General features: G+C 34.9%; 15 protein-coding genes. 7 read left to right on the top strand and 8 right to left on the bottom strand.

The features are described 5' to 3' along the window. Positions 1–12: 12 nt before the first annotated feature. From GJU43_RS12330 to GJU43_RS12295, 8 genes are all read right to left on the bottom strand, one after another. Positions 13–1,002, bottom strand: a complete 990-nt coding sequence (locus GJU43_RS12330) for a hypothetical protein (RefSeq protein WP_154341059.1) — start codon at positions 1,000–1,002, stop codon at positions 13–15. Between the two features lie 370 nt (positions 1,003–1,372). Next, positions 1,373–2,056, bottom strand: coding sequence for a transferase (locus tag GJU43_RS12325; RefSeq protein ID WP_229655051.1), 684 nt, complete (start codon positions 2,054–2,056; stop codon positions 1,373–1,375). A 60-nt stretch (positions 2,057–2,116) separates the two neighbouring features. After that, a complete protein-coding gene (locus GJU43_RS12320; RefSeq protein WP_154341057.1) occupies positions 2,117–3,601 on the bottom strand; it encodes an oligosaccharide flippase family protein in 1,485 nt (494 codons plus the stop codon). Continuing rightward, positions 3,601–4,737, bottom strand: coding sequence for a DegT/DnrJ/EryC1/StrS aminotransferase family protein (locus GJU43_RS12315; protein ID WP_154341056.1), 1,137 nt, complete (start codon positions 4,735–4,737; stop codon positions 3,601–3,603). The genes GJU43_RS12320 and GJU43_RS12315 overlap by 1 nt, the downstream gene beginning before the upstream one ends. A gap of 12 nt (positions 4,738–4,749) precedes the next feature. Then, entirely contained in the window at positions 4,750–5,727 is a 978-nt protein-coding gene (locus tag GJU43_RS12310) for a GNAT family N-acetyltransferase (protein WP_154341055.1), read from the bottom strand. A 92-nt stretch (positions 5,728–5,819) separates the two neighbouring features. Then, complete coding sequence (locus GJU43_RS12305) at positions 5,820–6,422, bottom strand: trimeric intracellular cation channel family protein (protein ID WP_154341054.1); 603 nt, start codon at positions 6,420–6,422, stop codon at positions 5,820–5,822. Positions 6,423–6,471: 49 nt separating this feature from the next. After that, positions 6,472–7,329 (bottom strand): hypothetical protein, encoded by an 858-nt coding sequence (locus GJU43_RS12300; RefSeq protein ID WP_154341053.1) that lies wholly within the window; start codon positions 7,327–7,329, stop codon positions 6,472–6,474. An 81-nt stretch (positions 7,330–7,410) separates the two neighbouring features. Further along, on the bottom strand, positions 7,411–8,154 hold the full coding sequence (locus GJU43_RS12295) for an RDD family protein (protein WP_154341052.1): 744 nt from the start codon (positions 8,152–8,154) through the stop codon (positions 7,411–7,413). Positions 8,155–8,174: 20 nt separating this feature from the next. Between GJU43_RS12295 and GJU43_RS12290 the strand changes: the two genes are divergently transcribed. From GJU43_RS12290 to GJU43_RS12260, 7 genes are all read left to right on the top strand, one after another. Beyond that, positions 8,175–9,155, top strand: coding sequence for a stage II sporulation protein M (locus tag GJU43_RS12290; RefSeq protein ID WP_154341051.1), 981 nt, complete (start codon positions 8,175–8,177; stop codon positions 9,153–9,155). A 12-nt stretch (positions 9,156–9,167) separates the two neighbouring features. Next, the gene (locus tag GJU43_RS12285) at positions 9,168–9,944 is read left to right on the top strand and encodes a DUF4129 domain-containing protein (RefSeq protein WP_154341050.1); all 777 of its coding nucleotides are present in this window, start codon (positions 9,168–9,170) and stop codon (positions 9,942–9,944) included. Continuing rightward, the gene (locus tag GJU43_RS12280; RefSeq protein ID WP_154341049.1) at positions 9,937–11,145 is read left to right on the top strand and encodes a DUF4350 domain-containing protein; all 1,209 of its coding nucleotides are present in this window, start codon (positions 9,937–9,939) and stop codon (positions 11,143–11,145) included. The genes GJU43_RS12285 and GJU43_RS12280 overlap by 8 nt, the downstream gene beginning before the upstream one ends. Positions 11,146–11,187: 42 nt before the next feature. Further along, positions 11,188–12,201 carry a MoxR family ATPase gene (locus GJU43_RS12275; protein ID WP_154341048.1) on the top strand — a complete coding sequence of 338 codons (1,014 nt, stop codon included), beginning with the start codon at positions 11,188–11,190 and terminating at the stop codon, positions 12,199–12,201. Between the two features lie 111 nt (positions 12,202–12,312). Next, entirely contained in the window at positions 12,313–13,644 is a 1,332-nt protein-coding gene (locus GJU43_RS12270) for a DUF58 domain-containing protein (RefSeq protein WP_154341047.1), read from the top strand. A gap of 137 nt (positions 13,645–13,781) precedes the next feature. Beyond that, entirely contained in the window at positions 13,782–14,867 is a 1,086-nt protein-coding gene (locus GJU43_RS12265) for a phosphoglyceromutase (protein WP_154341046.1), read from the top strand. A gap of 416 nt (positions 14,868–15,283) precedes the next feature. Next, positions 15,284–16,072, top strand: a complete 789-nt coding sequence (locus tag GJU43_RS12260; protein ID WP_154341045.1) for an RNA methyltransferase — start codon at positions 15,284–15,286, stop codon at positions 16,070–16,072. The last annotated feature ends 87 nt before the right edge of the window (positions 16,073–16,159 follow it).

The raw sequence follows: 16,159 nt of genomic DNA, 5'->3' as shown, positions 1-16,159 counted from the left end.
AAAACGGAACGTTTATTTTGCAATTAATAATGCTTTAACCTGTGCCTTTAATTCTTCAATCTCTTTATGCTGCTGAATTAAATACAAGGTAAGTTCTTCGATTTTTTCCTGTTGAATTTTGGTCATTTCTCCAAGTTCCAGACCCTTTTCCGCAATTTCCTTAGCTGATGGTACATTTGGTAAATGGCCGTTTTTATGGATAAAAGTCTCTACCGCATTTAAAGTTGGCAATTCATAGGACGGACTAAAAACGTAATCAGCCCAGGTGTTATATACTTTTATCTCTTCAGCTCTGATTTTTCCTTTTACCGAAAGCTTATACGTAGTAGCTCCATCTGTAAAGCTTGAAGTTCCAATACCGATATTTGCGTCTGTTAAAATGTTACCTTCGATTTTGGCACTACCTCTGACTACAAATTTGTGCTCCGGTAGATAATCACCGAAGCCAGCAATTACCACTCTGGAATTGGGTTTAGGTAAATGCATAAAAACATTACCATTTCCATCTTCATTAACAGCAAAAATATTAGTCTGAGATTTATCATCTAATAAAAAACTCGATTTTCCCCCTGTCTCTGAAAAAAATGTTAATCTATTATTATCACTTCTATCTCCTATTATAAAATAGGACAATGATTTCGCATCAATATTTGATTGAGGAAAATCAAAAAACTGAAATGTTCTTGTATTTAAATATCCGGGGCCAGTTCCAACTAATGCACCTCCTGATAATACCAAACATTTATCATTCCTTTCTTGCCATCCTGAAAAAGTGGAGCCGTTTGGCAATGAATTTGAAAAAAAACCTTGTACTCCTTTAATATCACCATTAACTTGTAGTTTAGCGGTAGGATTAGTAATTCCTATTCCTACATTTGTATTGGTTGCAGGAGTATTAGCTAATATACTTGCTGCACCTCCAGTTCCTGTGCTAATTTGGGCACTTGTTTGTAATGCCATTAAAAAAATAATTGCTAAATAAATTTTTGTAGTAACTCTCATCATATTAAACTTTCAAGACTAAATTAATTGGCGCAAAAGTAGCAAAAACTTTATACCAAGAAAGGAAATTACTGTTTTTTTTATTCAGAAATTTATTAAAAATTTAATGTTAAAAACATCTATATATTTATAGTAAAAATTAGTCAAAAAAGTAAAATGTGATTGTGTTATAAGGCTTAAAGAAAACTATTAAATGAATTTAAGAAAATAGCAGTAATCCATTTAAAGCTAGCTAGTAAGATATATTAAATAGCTTTGTTAAGGTATTAGATCTTGTTTTAATTACAAATAATAAATCTTTAAAATCATAGAATCACAAAAAGAAGAGTAAAATTATGCTAGTAAAAAAAGTATTCATAGCTTCAAATTACTAAACACTAAGCCATTTTTCTAGATTTTCTTTTTCGCCTTCCCAATCTCTTGAAATATTTTCTTTAATTAATTTTACTGGTACTCCACCAATTAAGATATTTTCACCGAAAGAAGAATAATTTTTGTTACATAGACTATTTGAAGCAATAGTACAATAATCCGGAGTTCTTGTTCCTTTCATAATCGAAACTCTATTACTGACAAAATTATAATTTCCAATTTGTATAGGTAAACTCATTTTATAGATCGTACCAGTTTTAGTATCAATCATCTGATGAAAATTAGTATCTATCACTTGACATTCTGATCCTAGTCGGGCATAATCTCCTAAAATAATTTTTTCAGTACATATTAATTTTCCATTTGATCCTAAAGAAGACATATGACCTAATTCACAATATGCGCCCTTTTTTATGAAGATAAAATAATCTTTCCCTAGCTGTATACGCCCTTTAAAAATTAATTTTCCACTTATATTGATTTCTGCTGTTCCTCTATGGATAGTATTCATTTCATAGGATTGCCCAAAACCAATCATTCCTTTATTTATGGGAGCTTTAATCTCAATTTCACCAGTAATAGAAGTAAACTTTACCTTTCCGTAAAAAAAAACAGGAAGCTTTTTGGCAATAGCAAAAGGAAATTTTTTAAAATTAAAATATAACGTTTTAGTCCAGTTCACTGAATAATAAAATTTAAATCGCTTGTAAACTAATCTCAATTTGTTATACATAAAAAAACATTATTTATTTTTATTCCTAAAAGGCAATATTACTACATTTTTCAAATCCATCACTTTATTCATTTGAAACAAAACAAAAACTATTGCTATTAAACACATTGACCCCATTAAACTATATTTTAAAAATTCAAACTCTATATATCTCAAGAAGAAAGTAATAATACACACTACAAAACAAATTACGTAAATACCATAAAACTCTTTTTCATAATAAAAACCGTATCGCTTTTTTGTAATGATCTTTAAAATCAGGAAATGAAAACTATAATAAATCAGAAAACTAATTCCGAGGCCTTCCAAACCATAAAAATAGTACGCAAAAGCATTCATTATAAGCGATAGAATATTAAATAAAATAGCCGTTTTAATAAACATTTTAGAATCTCCTTTAGCAATTAAAATATAACCCATAGACCATGAAACTGCCCGAAATAGCATTCCAAAAATACCAAAACAGACCATTGGCACTATTGCAGTGAATTTTGAAGTGTATACAACTTTTACTATTAAGGGAATAAAGGTTAAAAACAACACTATAATAGGTGTAATGATTAAAATTGAAATAAAAGATTGTTGCGTCACACTTACCTTAATTTTTTCGCTATCATTATTTATGGCAGCCAATCTGGGAAAATAATCGGTGCTCATAGCTGTAAAAATAATTCCAACGTACGAATTTAAAAGCGTAAAACCGGCATTATAAAAACCGACCTGCTCAACATCACTAACGTAGCTAATAAAAACCTGAATTAGATACGTAGACAATAATGTCAAAAGTCCACTTAAAGTAAGCATTATTCCAAGTTTAATGATAATTCTCCCTTCAGTTGCGAAATAAGCGTTATCAATTTCTTCTTTTTCAATCTTTATTTTGTTTGAAAAATAAAAAGAAAACAAAAAGGCAGACAAAGAAGTTATAAGGATAGTGGGAACAATTGCATCAATTTTAAAAAAAAAATATAGAGGAAGCGAAAACAATAAACCAAATAAATTTCCGTATAAATTTGCTTTAGCTAAAAGCCTAATTTTTCTTAATCCCTGTAAAATTATTAATTGTCCCGACGTTAGTTGTTTAAATAATAATGTTATTGACAAAAAAATAAAAGAATACATTTGATTCGTGTTTCCAAAAGTAAAAATACTAAGCCATTTTGAAAAGATAATAGTCAATAACATTCCAAGAATACCCGTAATTAACATCATTTTTTTTACTACGGCAACTATTTTGGAAATACTTTTTAAATTTTCATCTTGATACTTTTCCGAAATATTTTTAATAGCGCTAGTTTCAATTCCTAAACCTGAAATTCCACCTAATATATTAATTGTGGAATTTAGCAACGCAATTATACCCATACCTGTCGGGCCTATAAAAACTGCAATAAATTTGGTTCGAATTACCGAAATGATTATTGTGAGAAATTGAACTCCACCAAAAAGAGAAGTCGTTTTTAAAATCTGTTGATATGACTTATTATTAGACATTAATAACTATTTAAAACGGCAATAATACAATCCACTTCACTTGCTGTCAAAACCGGACTCATCGGCAAACTCAAAACTTCCTTATGAATCCTTTCCGTAATGGGAAATGACAAATCATTCCATTCTGAAAATGCTTTTTGCTTGTGTACCGGAATTGGATAATGAATAACGGTCTGAATTGTATTTTGGGTTAGATATTCCTGTAAATCTTCGCGATCTGGAGTTCGGATAACGAATAAATGAAAAACATGATTGTTCGAAAAATCCCAAATAGGAAGCACTATTTTGTCGTTTTTAATTTCGGTTACATACCTTTTGGCTATACTTCTGCGTTTATCATTGTCCGCATCTAAATCTGGCAGTTTTAGATGTAAAAATGAGGCCTGAAGTTCATCCAGTCTTGAATTAACGCCAATATATTCGTTATAATATTTTTTTTCAGAACCATAATTTCGTAGCGAAAAAAGCACTTTTGCTAATGCCGAATCGTTTGTGACAATGGCTCCTCCATCTCCCAAACAGCCTAAATTTTTTCCCGGATAAAAGCTGTACGCAATTGCCCCTGAAAACTTTTTGCCTTCGTTCCAAGTGACATTTTTGGAATTTGGAATTTTCACCCTGTTGGTATTTTCAAAAGCACCATGCGATTGTGCCGCGTCTTCCACCACTAACAAATTATTCTGGTCTGCAATTTCATTAATTTGATCCATTTCGGCCAGTTGTCCGTATAAATGTACGGCCAGAATCGCTTTTGTTTTCGGAGTGATTTTCTCCTGAATCAAATCCGGATTTAGATTGTAGGTTTCTAATTTTGGTTCGACCAAAATGGGCACTAAACCGGCTTCGATAATGGCTAAAACACTGGCAATATAGGTATTGGCAGGCACTATGACTTCATCTCCTTTTTGCAGTGTTCCTAACGTTATATAACCTTTAAAGATTAACACCAAAGCATCAAAACCATTTCCCACTCCGATACAGTAATCGGTTTTGCAATAGGCCGCGAAAGCTTTTTCGAATGTTTCTACTTCTTTTCCTAAAATATACCAGCCGTTATCCAAAACCGATTTCAGTTTTTCCTGAAAAGCAGTTTCATACGGTTTGTTTATTTTTTTAAGATCCAGAAAAGGTATCATGTGTTTGTCTGATTAGATAAGAACGGTTTCTAATTTACTATAATTTGCGGTTTCCACTTCATAAAAATCATGAATTATAGTACCGGCACCAAAACTTTCTTTCCAGTATGATAATCCTTCGTTAAGGTTTTTTCCCTGATTTTCGTTCGAAATTCCAAAATCGAAAAACTTCTTTCCGGCAAATCTTTCCTCAATTAAATATTGAAATAAGTAATCTAAACTGCCCAGGTTGCCCTGCTTTTCATTTTTCGAAATATACTGACAATGGGCGACTGTTTCCGTTTCAAAAATAGTAGCTCCTGCCACAATTTTAGTATCGGAGTACACATTAAACTGATGTATATGATTCGGGAAAAGTGCTTTTAGCTGTTTCATTTCGGCTATCGAATGAACCGGTTTTGCATGGTGTTTGTCGGCTAAATTCGGAATCAGGATTTCATTCCAAAAGGATTCAAAATCATTTTCTTCTTTTAAAACCAATTGATTTGAAATTGCTTTCTGAACGCCTCTTTTCCTGATTTTTGAAATGTTTTTTTCCTGTGATAAATCAATTACAGAAAGTGAATCGCGCCGGGCTAATTTGGCTTCAGCTAAAAACAAACTGTACAAAATTTCCTCGGCGGGTTTGAGATGATAAATTGACGGAATTGTCTTGAAATACAATTTCTCGAATTCATTTTCCTTCAGAAAAAACAAAATGGTTTTAAAAATTTCGATTACCGATGCTAGTTTTGTACTTCCCTCATACACCAGTCCTCCATACGTTAATCCCTGATGCGAATGGATCGAATTTTCCGCTTTATTTCCGGGTAAAACTGCTTTTATCTTTTGATTTTCAAAAACTAAAAGTGAAAAATCTTCAAAACGATCCTGATGGTATTCCATGAAATCCCTGTGAAATAAAAACGTAGCATTTTTGGCCTGAGCTAAAAATGAATTCCAGGTTTTATAATCCTTTTTTTGATATTTTCTTACGGTATACTTTGTCATTTTTGTGCCACGAAATTTAATAATTTCAATGATTTTCTCTCAACTCTTAACCAAAAAACTATTTAATCTGTGGCTAATATATTGCTTAAAATCTATTTCTGGTCAAATACCGGCAAATACCATTTAAATTTTACTGCCATCAATCGAACTGAAATAATTACAACAGAAGTAAGTACATATAGAATATCATTTTCCAGATTCAGCTTTTTCAGAATAAAGAATACGATTCCGCCCAAAATGCAGATTGTTGCATAGATCTCTCTTCTGAAAATAGTTGGAATTTCGTTGCAAAGAATATCCCGGATTACGCCGCCAAAACAGGCTGTCATTGTCCCTAAAGCTATACAAATGAAAGGATGCAGCCCTATTGAAATTCCTTTCTCCAATCCAATTAAAGTAAAAACACCCAGCCCGATCGTATCAAATAAAAATAAAGAAGTCCGTAATTTGTCAAATTTTTTCCTGAAAAGAATCGCGAGTCCAAAACCTAAAGTAATAACATACACATATTGCAGGTCCTGCATCCATCCTACCGGTGTCCTGCCGATCAGAACGTCACGAAGTGTTCCTCCGCCCACGGCAGTAACAAAAGCAATAATAAAGACACCAAACGGATCTAGCTTTTTGTGCATGGCCGTTAAGGCACCCGACATGGCAAAAGCCATGGTGCCGATTATATCTAGTATATGGAACATTTTATATTTTTAGCAGCCAGGGTTTGAATTTCCCGGTTGGATTTAATCTCTATCTTTTTACGTAGATCGGACTTCTTTTTAATAAATACGAAACAGAATCGATCCAGCTGTCTTTCAGGTTTAGGAAAGGTTTTCTCGTTTGTGAATAAATTTTACTTCCGTTTTTGTACATATCAAAATATACGGTGTAATAATAGTACATCTGAGTATTAGCAGTGGTTGTCGAAATATCGTTTGTTTTTATTTTTTTGTCATTGTCACTTATTTTTGCATTTCCGCTGTTATAAGTGGTAGCCGTTGAACTTGAAGACATGGTAAACGAAACTTTGGCCGCCACAATATTATCAACCCCTAAAATTCTCTGAAGGTCTTCGATCGGCGTATCATCAATATTGGTATGGTCAATTCCGGCTTTATGGAGTAAACTATTGGTAGTCCTTAAATCCTGAACCGTAAGCGGCAAAATGTTAGCCGACTTGTCTATTAATTTATTGTAAAGATCATTCTGGGCAAATTTTGACATGTCCTCCGAGCTTTGCAAATTATCTGAATTTACATAAGGAACCGGCAATACAGCAATAGTATTGGTTTTCATTTCTGCATTACCTGTCATCTGAGTTGATGAACCGCTATTGCTAACAGGATTACTGGCTGCAGCAACATCGAAAGTCTGGGAACGGCCGCTTGAAAAATCAATTCTGGCTATTTGGGAAACATCCAATGAAATCTGTAATGTTTCTCCGGGTAAGGAATATTCAACTGTTTTATCAGACATTTTCGAAATCGTACATTCAATAATCTGATAATCACGTTTTATTATTTTATCTAATTTTTTGCTTCCGCCCTGAGCGAAACCGGATACTGAAACAAGCAACATTATAATCGCAAAAATTTTTGTAATTCTCATAATCTTTATTATTTAAGTTACCCCTACTCTTATGGCTTTTCGGTTACGCCTTTTATAAAATTAATTATTTAAAATAATATTCTACATATTCTGTGTGTAAAAATTATAATCTTTTAAAATTACCCGAAGGAAATCACGTTCGTTTCCTGACTGGTTTTTGATGCCGGATACGCTTTCTATTTTAGAAACCAGTTTATGAATCGTTTCGTAATCATTTCTGCTATCGGCTTTCTGAAAGGTCTCTTTAATAATCCGCATATCATTATCAGACAATTTTATCACCAGAGGATAAGTTGGCACATAGGCATCTCCTATTTCTTCCAGAATAGTGTGGCTGATGTTGATTTTATTTTTTAAAGTAATGACGGCCGTACCTGCGACCATATCGCCCAGACGCTGTCCTTTTTTACTGGAAACAACCGTTACCATCGCAATAATTCCGCTAAAAATGGAGATATCAACCAGCCTGAAAAACCAGCGCATCAGATAGTCTCCAAAACCTGCCTGATACCCATCAATTTTAACTACTTTTATTTTTATTAGTTTTTTGCCAATGGTCTGTCCCTCAAAAATGCTTTCCAGAGTGATCGAATAAATGATAATCGGAAAATATAGGAACAAAAGAATTGACATTCTGGACCAGCTATCTAAGGTATCTAATAATTTTCCCAATTGCAGCCAATAAAAAAAGATAAGCCAAATCACTATCCCATAGGCTATTTTAATGGCCAAATCGACAAAATAAGAGCCTATCCGCTCGCCGACAGAAGCTGACTTAAAATTTATTTTGACATTTTGCGTCGTATTAATTGATAATTCTGACATATTTTATATTTTAGCCCTTAATGAGAGAAATCGCCTTCATAAAACAAAATAAAGAAAAATGGCTGGAGTTTGAGCTGGCAATTTTCGGTAAAGCTAAAAAAAATCCTGATGAGTTAGCTAATTTATACATTCAAATGATGAATGATTTATCTTACGCCCAAACTTATTATCCAAAAAGCAAAACGGTAGTTTACCTGAATCACCTGGCTTCACAGATTTATCAGAAGATTTACAAAACCAAACGCGCTGAAAAGAACCGGTTTATGGAATTTTTCAAAACTGAAGTTCCGCTGCTTGTTTACGAATACAGAAGGTATCTGATGTATTCATTCGTGCTCTTTTTTATTACCGTTGCAATAGGGTTGATTTCAGCACGATACGATCAGAATTTTGTGCGTTTGATCTTAGGTGACGGTTATGTAAACATGACCCTGGAAAACATCAAAAAAGGAGATCCAATGGCCGTTTACGGAACCGGAAGCAACTGGGGAAGTTTTATCGGTATTACCATGAATAACCTATATGTAGGTGCAAGATGTTATATTTACGGAATTTTTGGAGGAATTGGAACTTTTTATATTTCCCTCCAAAACTGCATTATGCTCGGGTCTTTTCAGTACTTTTTTTATGAACAGGGTGTTTTCTGGAAAAGCGTGCGCGGCATCTGGATTCACGGTTCTATGGAAATTTTTGCCATTGTAATTGAAACTTCTGCCGGATTTATTTTAGGAGCTTCTATTCTGTTTCCTAAAACTTTCTCGAGAGTAAATTCTTTTAAAATCGGTTTTAAAAACAGTTTCAAAATCTTCCTGAGCACCTTTCCTTTTACCATAAGCGCCGGATTTCTGGAAGGTTTTATCACCCGCTATTCGATTGATATGCCGAACTGGCTAAGCAGTTTTATTATACTTTTTACGCTGAGCGTAATTTCATATTATTATCTGGTTTACCCCTATATCGTTTACAAAAAGACACAACCACTATCAGCCAAATTGACCTAATCAGAACCGATAATGAATAAAATTTTCTTTGTTTTATTTTTTCTTTTGTCCTTTGGCATTTCAAATGCCCAGGATTCTTCGGCAGTTGAAATTGATCCTCCTAAAATTTCATCCGTAAAGTATACGGAGAAAGATATTAAAATCGATACGACCACGGTTGAAGGAAAAACCTTTTCTAAAAATTTCAAAAAAAAATATACCAATTCCGATTTTGTGTATGAATACAAAGCGCCTGAAAAGAATGGCTGGGATCATTTTAAAGAATGGCTGGCAGGAATTTTAAGAAGATTATTCACTTTTAACAATCCTGCAGCGGCACTCAATTTTGTAGCAATTCTGATAAAAGTACTGGCCGTTCTGATTATTGTTTTTGTGATTTATCTGATCGTAAAGGCTTTAATTGGAAAAGAAGGAAGATGGATTTTCGGAAAAGATTCCGGCAAAAAAACCATTTACTACTCGGAACTGGAGAAAAATATTCATCTCCTGGATTTTAAAAAACTGATTCAGGAAAGTATCGAAAAAGGTGAAAAAAGAATTGCCATCCGCTACTATTATCTTTGGCTGCTGAAAGTGATGGCGCAGAATCATTATATTGAATGGGATATCGAAAAAACCAATTCCGATTATTTGTACGAGCTCCAAAGTCCTGTTTATAAAGAAGAGTTTACGTATTTGTCCTATCTGTACAATTACATTTGGTATGGTGAATTTGAAATTGATGAACCTACTTTCAAAAAAGCCGAAAACCGTTTTAAGAATTCCATAAAAACCTTTGGCAATGAATAAGTCTATCAAAATTTACATCGCTATACTGGTTTTTGTTTTTGCCATCATTATCATTGCCAGTTCGAACCAGCAAAAACCTATCGATTGGCGTCCAACCTATTCTGTAAATGATAAAATCCCTTACGGATTGTATATTTTTGATAAGGAAATCAACGGCATTTTAAAAAATCAAAAGATTGAAAGGGTTTCCACCATAACACCTTATGAATTTTTAGATTCCAAATATGTACCGGATACCATTGAAGGGAAATACAAAATAAAAGGAACTTTCCTAAACATAGCAGCGACGGGAGAAATTGACAATCAGTCGGTAACAGAACTTTTCTATTTTGTGTCTCATGGCAATAATGCCTTCCTGAGCATGCAAACATTTCCGCAGTCTTTATTAGACAGTCTGAAAATCGAATTAAACTCCCAATTTCAGGGCCCGGATCCTAATGTAAAATTGTGGTTGGCCAATCAAAAACTTAGCCCTAAAAAATATCGTATTAAAGATATCGGCGCAGATGATTACTTTGCCAAAATTGATACCGCAACGACCACCGTTTTGGGCTATCAGGGCGATGAGAAACAAAAGCACGTTAATTTTATAAAAGTCCCTTATGTAAATGGTTACTTTTACCTGCACATGCAGCCTGTAGCTTTTACAAATTATCATTTACTAAAAGCAGATCATTTTCAATATGCCCAGAATGTACTTTCCTATGTTCCAAAAGGGAATATTTACTGGTACACCAAAGGACAGAACAGCGAATCGATTTCGGATTCTCCTTTGCGATACATTTTAAGTCAGCCTGCACTAAAATGGGCGTGGTATTTATTTTTAATCGGAATGCTTATTTTTATTCTTTTTAATGCCAAACGAAAACAAAGAATTGTTCCGATACTAAAACCTTTGCCTAACCTGACAGTAGATTTTACCAAAACAATCGGCAATTTGTATTATCAGGAAGGAGATCATGATAATATTATCGATAAAAAAATTATTTATTTCCTGGAAAGAATGCGAAATGAATATCTACTTGATACCACAAAACTCGATGATACTTTTATTACAAAACTGCATTATAAATCAGGGAAAGACCAAAATGATATCCGGGAACTTGTATTTTTGATCAACGAACACCGGAAAAGTTACCACGGAAGCCTCGAAGAAGATTTAATCCGGATTAATAATGCGATCGAGAAGATTTTAAATTAATATTTTTAACAGAAATTCATTCAAAAGAAAACATACCAAAACATGGACGATTTTAATACACCAGAAACAGAAGTTACCAACGAAAACGTAAATTTTGAAACCCGATTGAATTTAGCGCCACTTTTAGAGCACGTTAATACAATCAAAAAAGAGCTTGAAACGGTAATTGTCGGCCAGCATAAAATGATCGATCAGCTTTTGGTTGCTATTTTATCCAACGGGCATGTTTTACTCGAAGGTGTACCGGGAGTAGCCAAAACGATTACTGCTAAATTATTGTCCAAAACTTTAAATATTGGCTTTAGCCGAATTCAGTTTACACCGGATTTAATGCCTTCTGATATTTTGGGAACGTCTATTTTTAATTTAAAAAATTCTGAATTTGAATTTAAAAAAGGGCCGATTTTCTCGAATCTGATTTTGATTGATGAGATCAACCGTGCTCCTGCCAAAACACAGGCCGCCCTTTTTGAAGTTATGGAAGAACGCCAGATTACCATTGACGGATCGGTGTATATTCTTGAAACTCCTTTTCTTGTTATTGCCACACAAAACCCAATTGAGCAGGAAGGAACCTACCGTTTGCCGGAAGCGCAATTAGACCGTTTTTTATTCAAAATCACCATTGATTATCCGAAACTGGATGAAGAAATCCTGATCATTCAAAGAGAACATCTATTACAGGATCACGGTAAGTTAGAAGCTATAAAAACGATTCTTTCTGCGGAAGAAATCAAAGCCTATCAGGCACTGATCAAACAAATCAGGGTAGAACAGAACCTGCTGGAATACATTGCCAGAATCGTCGTAAATACCCGTGAAAATGCTTTCTTATACTTAGGAGCTTCTCCTCGTGCCTCAATAGCCATACTGAATGCATCCAAAGGTTTTGCAGCCATTCGTGGCCGTGATTTTGTAACACCGGAAGATATCAAAGAAGCAGCGGTTCCTGTTTTACAACACCGTGTTATCGTGACACCGGAACGCGAAATGGAAGGTATTACAAGTGCTGAGATCATTAAGCAGATCATCGAAACAGTTGAAATTCCGAGGTAGAAAAGAGTCGCAGCTTGTAGTCGCAGTCGCAGTTGGCAGACTGAAAACTAAAACTGAGACTGAGACTGAAAACTGCGACTGAAAACCGGACTGAAAACATAAAATAAAAAAATGAAATTCATAAAAAGCCTATATCTCAATAACTTCTTCTTCTATGTGCTTTTAGGCATTATAGGGATGTTTGTTTGTGCTTTTATTTTTCCACGTTTATATGATGGCGTCTGGTTTGTTGTTTTGGTTTTAAGTACGTTTCTGCTGCTCGATATTTTGCTTTTATATGCAGCCAAAACGGGTATTGAAGCAACGAGAAGTACTCCTGAAAAGCTTTCGAATGGGGACTTAAACCCGATCAAAATTGCGATAAAAAATCAGTATACTTTTTCAATTTCCGTGAAGATAATTGATGAAATTCCTTTCCAGTTTCAGGTAAGGGATTTCAAAATTCTGAAAAACATAAAAGCTTCTGCCCACGAAGACATCCAGTACGAACTGCGTCCGACAGAACGTGGTGAGTATTTTTTCGGAAACCTGAATATTTATGTTTCTTCCCCGTTAAAATTAATTTCAAGACGATTTACTTTCGACAAAGACCAGATGGTTCCTACCTATCCGTCTTATATTCAATTGAAAAAATACGATTTGTTTGCCTTTTCGAATAACCTCTTTCAATACGGAATTAAAAAAATCCGCCGCATCGGACATACGATGGAATTTGAGCAAATTAAGGAATATGTTCCGGGCGATGACCTCAGAACCTTAAACTGGAAAGCCACAGCCAAAAAAAATGCATTAATGGTCAACCAGTTTCAGGACGAAAAATCGCAATCCGTTTACCTGGCTATTGATAAGGGACGCAGCATGCAAATGCCTTTTAACGGCTTAAGTCTGCTGGATTATGCCATCAATTCAACTTTGGTTTTATCCAATGTGATCCTGAAAAAGCAGGACAAAGCAGGGATTTTTGCCTTTTCTAAAAAGGTTGAAAACAGGGTTTTTGCCGAAAAAAGAGGTTCGCAAATGCAGAAAATCCTGGAAACACTATACAATATCAAAACTGATTTTTTCGAAAGTGATTACAGCAGGTTGTATGTAGACATCAAAAAGAATATCAACCAGAGAAGTCTGATTATTTTGTATACCAATTTCGAAACGATGGATGGCCTCAACCGTCAGTTGCCTTATTTGAAAGGAATTGCAAAAAACCATCTCCTGGTCGTTATTTTCTTCAGCAATACCGAACTCAACCAAATCATCAACAAAAAAACCGAAACAATTCAGGAAGTATACGATAAGGTCATTGCCGAAAAATTCATGTTCGAAAAGCGTTTAATTGCCAATGAACTCAAAAAATATGGCATTCACTCCATCCTTACACAACCGGAAAACCTTACTTTGGATGCGATTAATAAATATCTGGAGATTAAGTCACGCGGAATTTTATAGGTATTCCTTTTGTTAATTTAGGGTTATTTTTAAAACATGAATTAAAAATGACTTTATTGTTTCGAATAATATTAGTTAGTTTTGACATATTTATCGTTTCCTATTCCTAATTTCAAACTCCATCTAAAATAATAGAAATGAAAAAATTACTTCTTATTCCGTTCATTTTAATCAGCTTTTTGTCAACCGCACAAAAAACAGAAAACATTATTATCATTACCACAGACGGTTTTAGATGGCAGGAAGTTTTTAAAGGAATGGATGCTGCAATTGCCAATGATAAAAACTTCAATCAGGGAGACAGTACCTACATTTACAAAAAATACTACAGTCCAGATTCTAAAGAAAACCGCAAAAAACTACTGCCTTTTTTATGGTCTGAAATCGCTTCCAAAGGTCAGATTTACGGCAATCGTGATTTAGGCAATAAAGTTGATGTTTCAAATCCGTATTGGTTCAGTTATCCGGGATACAGCGAAATTATGACCGGAAATGTAGATCTTTTGGTCAACTCCAATTCGTATATGGCGAATCCAAATGTGAATGTATTGGAATTTTTAAATAAACAATCCAAATTAAAAGGAAAAACTGCCGCTTTTGGCGCCTGGGATGCTTTTGATCGCATTTTAAATGAAAAAAGAAGCAATTTCCCCGTAATTTCAGCTTTTGATCCCGTTGGAGGAAATAAACCTACAGCGGTTCAGAACGTATTAAATGAAATGCGTGACAATTCTTTCAAACCCTTTCATGAAGATGAGTGCCTGGATGTTTTCACCCATTATGAAGCCATAAACGAACTCAAAACCAACAAACCAAAAGTACTTTATATTGCCTACGGAGAAACCGACGAATGGGCACATGCCGGACATTACAGATCTTATCTGGATGCCGCGCATCAGGTAGACACCTGGATAAAAGAAATCTGGAATTTTGTACAAAATGATCCGCAGTACAAAAACAAAACGACACTCTTAATCACAGTAGACCACGGTCGTGGCGATAAAACAAAATCAGAATGGACAAGCCACGGTGACAAAATTGCCGGCGCCTCCGAAATTTGGTTCGCCGCACTCGGCCCTGAAATTTCTCCGAAAGGGGAAATCAAAACAGAAACGCAGCTCTATCAAAAACAATTTGCGCAAACCATCGCCAAAATCATGGGATATACTTTTACCGCAGCACATCCTGTTGCGAGTGAGATTAAAGAAGTTTTTGAGAAATAAACGGTTTAGATGCCTTGATTTTTTTGCCGCAACCCGAGCGACAGCGAACAGGCGAAGCAATTGCACTAATTTTTAATTCGTGAAAATTCGTGACCCGAGCGATAGCGAAAAGGCGAAGCAAATTCGTGGCGACTTTTTTTATTTTTTAAATCCTAACGGTTTTAAAAACCCTGCAAAAGAAACCTATGAACCTTTGCAACTCTGAACCTTTGCCCCTATCTTAAGAAAACCTCTGAACCTCTGCAACTCTGAACCTTTGCCCCTATTTTAAAAAAATCTCAGCACCTTAGCCCCCTCAGAAACTTAGCCATTATTTTAAAAAAACCTCTGAACCTTTGCAACTCTAAACCTTTGCCCCTATTTTAAAAAAAACTCAGTACCTTAGCCCCTAAGAACCTAAGTACCTTTAAAAAAAAATGAAACAAATTACTTCAATCCAAAATCCGTTTATAAAATCACTTGTTTTGCTGCAGGAAAAAGCAAAAGCCCGCAAGCAAACCGGAACATTTTTAATTGAAGGTTTACGTGAAATTTCAATAGCCATAAAAGGCGGCTACGAAATAGAAACGGTTTTATTTTTACCGGAATTAGTGACTGAAAATCAGATTCATAAATTAGTTGGCACAACGGTTCAGCTGATAGAAATCAACAAGGAAGTGTACCAGAAACTGGCCTACCGTGATACAACCGAAGGTATTCTGGCTATCGCCAAAACAAAATCACTGAAGTTATCCGATTTAAAACTATCGGCCAACCCATTAATTTTAGTAGCAGAAGCACCCGAGAAACCGGGAAATATCGGTGCCCTTTTGCGTACTGCAGATGCTGCCAATTTAGATGCCGTTCTGATCGCCAACCCAAAAAGTGATCTGTACAATCCGAACATCGTTCGTTCCAGCGTAGGCTGTCTGTTTACCAATCAGATTGCTACAGGAACCACGGCTGAAATTATTGCTTTTCTGAAAGAGAAAAAGATCGATTTTTACTGCGCTACCTTACAAGATTCCACTTCCTATCACACACAGGATTTTACCACCCCGACAGCCTTAGTAGTCGGTACAGAAGCTACAGGCCTTACACAGGAGTGGCGTGATGCTGCCACACAAAATATCATCATCCCGATGCAGGGCGAAATCGACAGTATGAATGTCTCTGTCGCAGCTGCCATTTTAATTTTTGAAGCGAAACGCCAGAGGGGGTTTTGATTTTAGATTCTTAGATTCTTAGATTCTTAGATTCTTAGATTCTTAGATTCTTAGATTCTTAGATTCTTAGATTCTTAGATTCTTAGA

It is taken from the genome of Flavobacterium sp. LC2016-23, assembly GCF_009674775.1.
GTDB lineage: Bacteria > Bacteroidota > Bacteroidia > Flavobacteriales > Flavobacteriaceae > Flavobacterium.
This window is presented reverse-complemented; position numbering and strand designations above follow the sequence as displayed.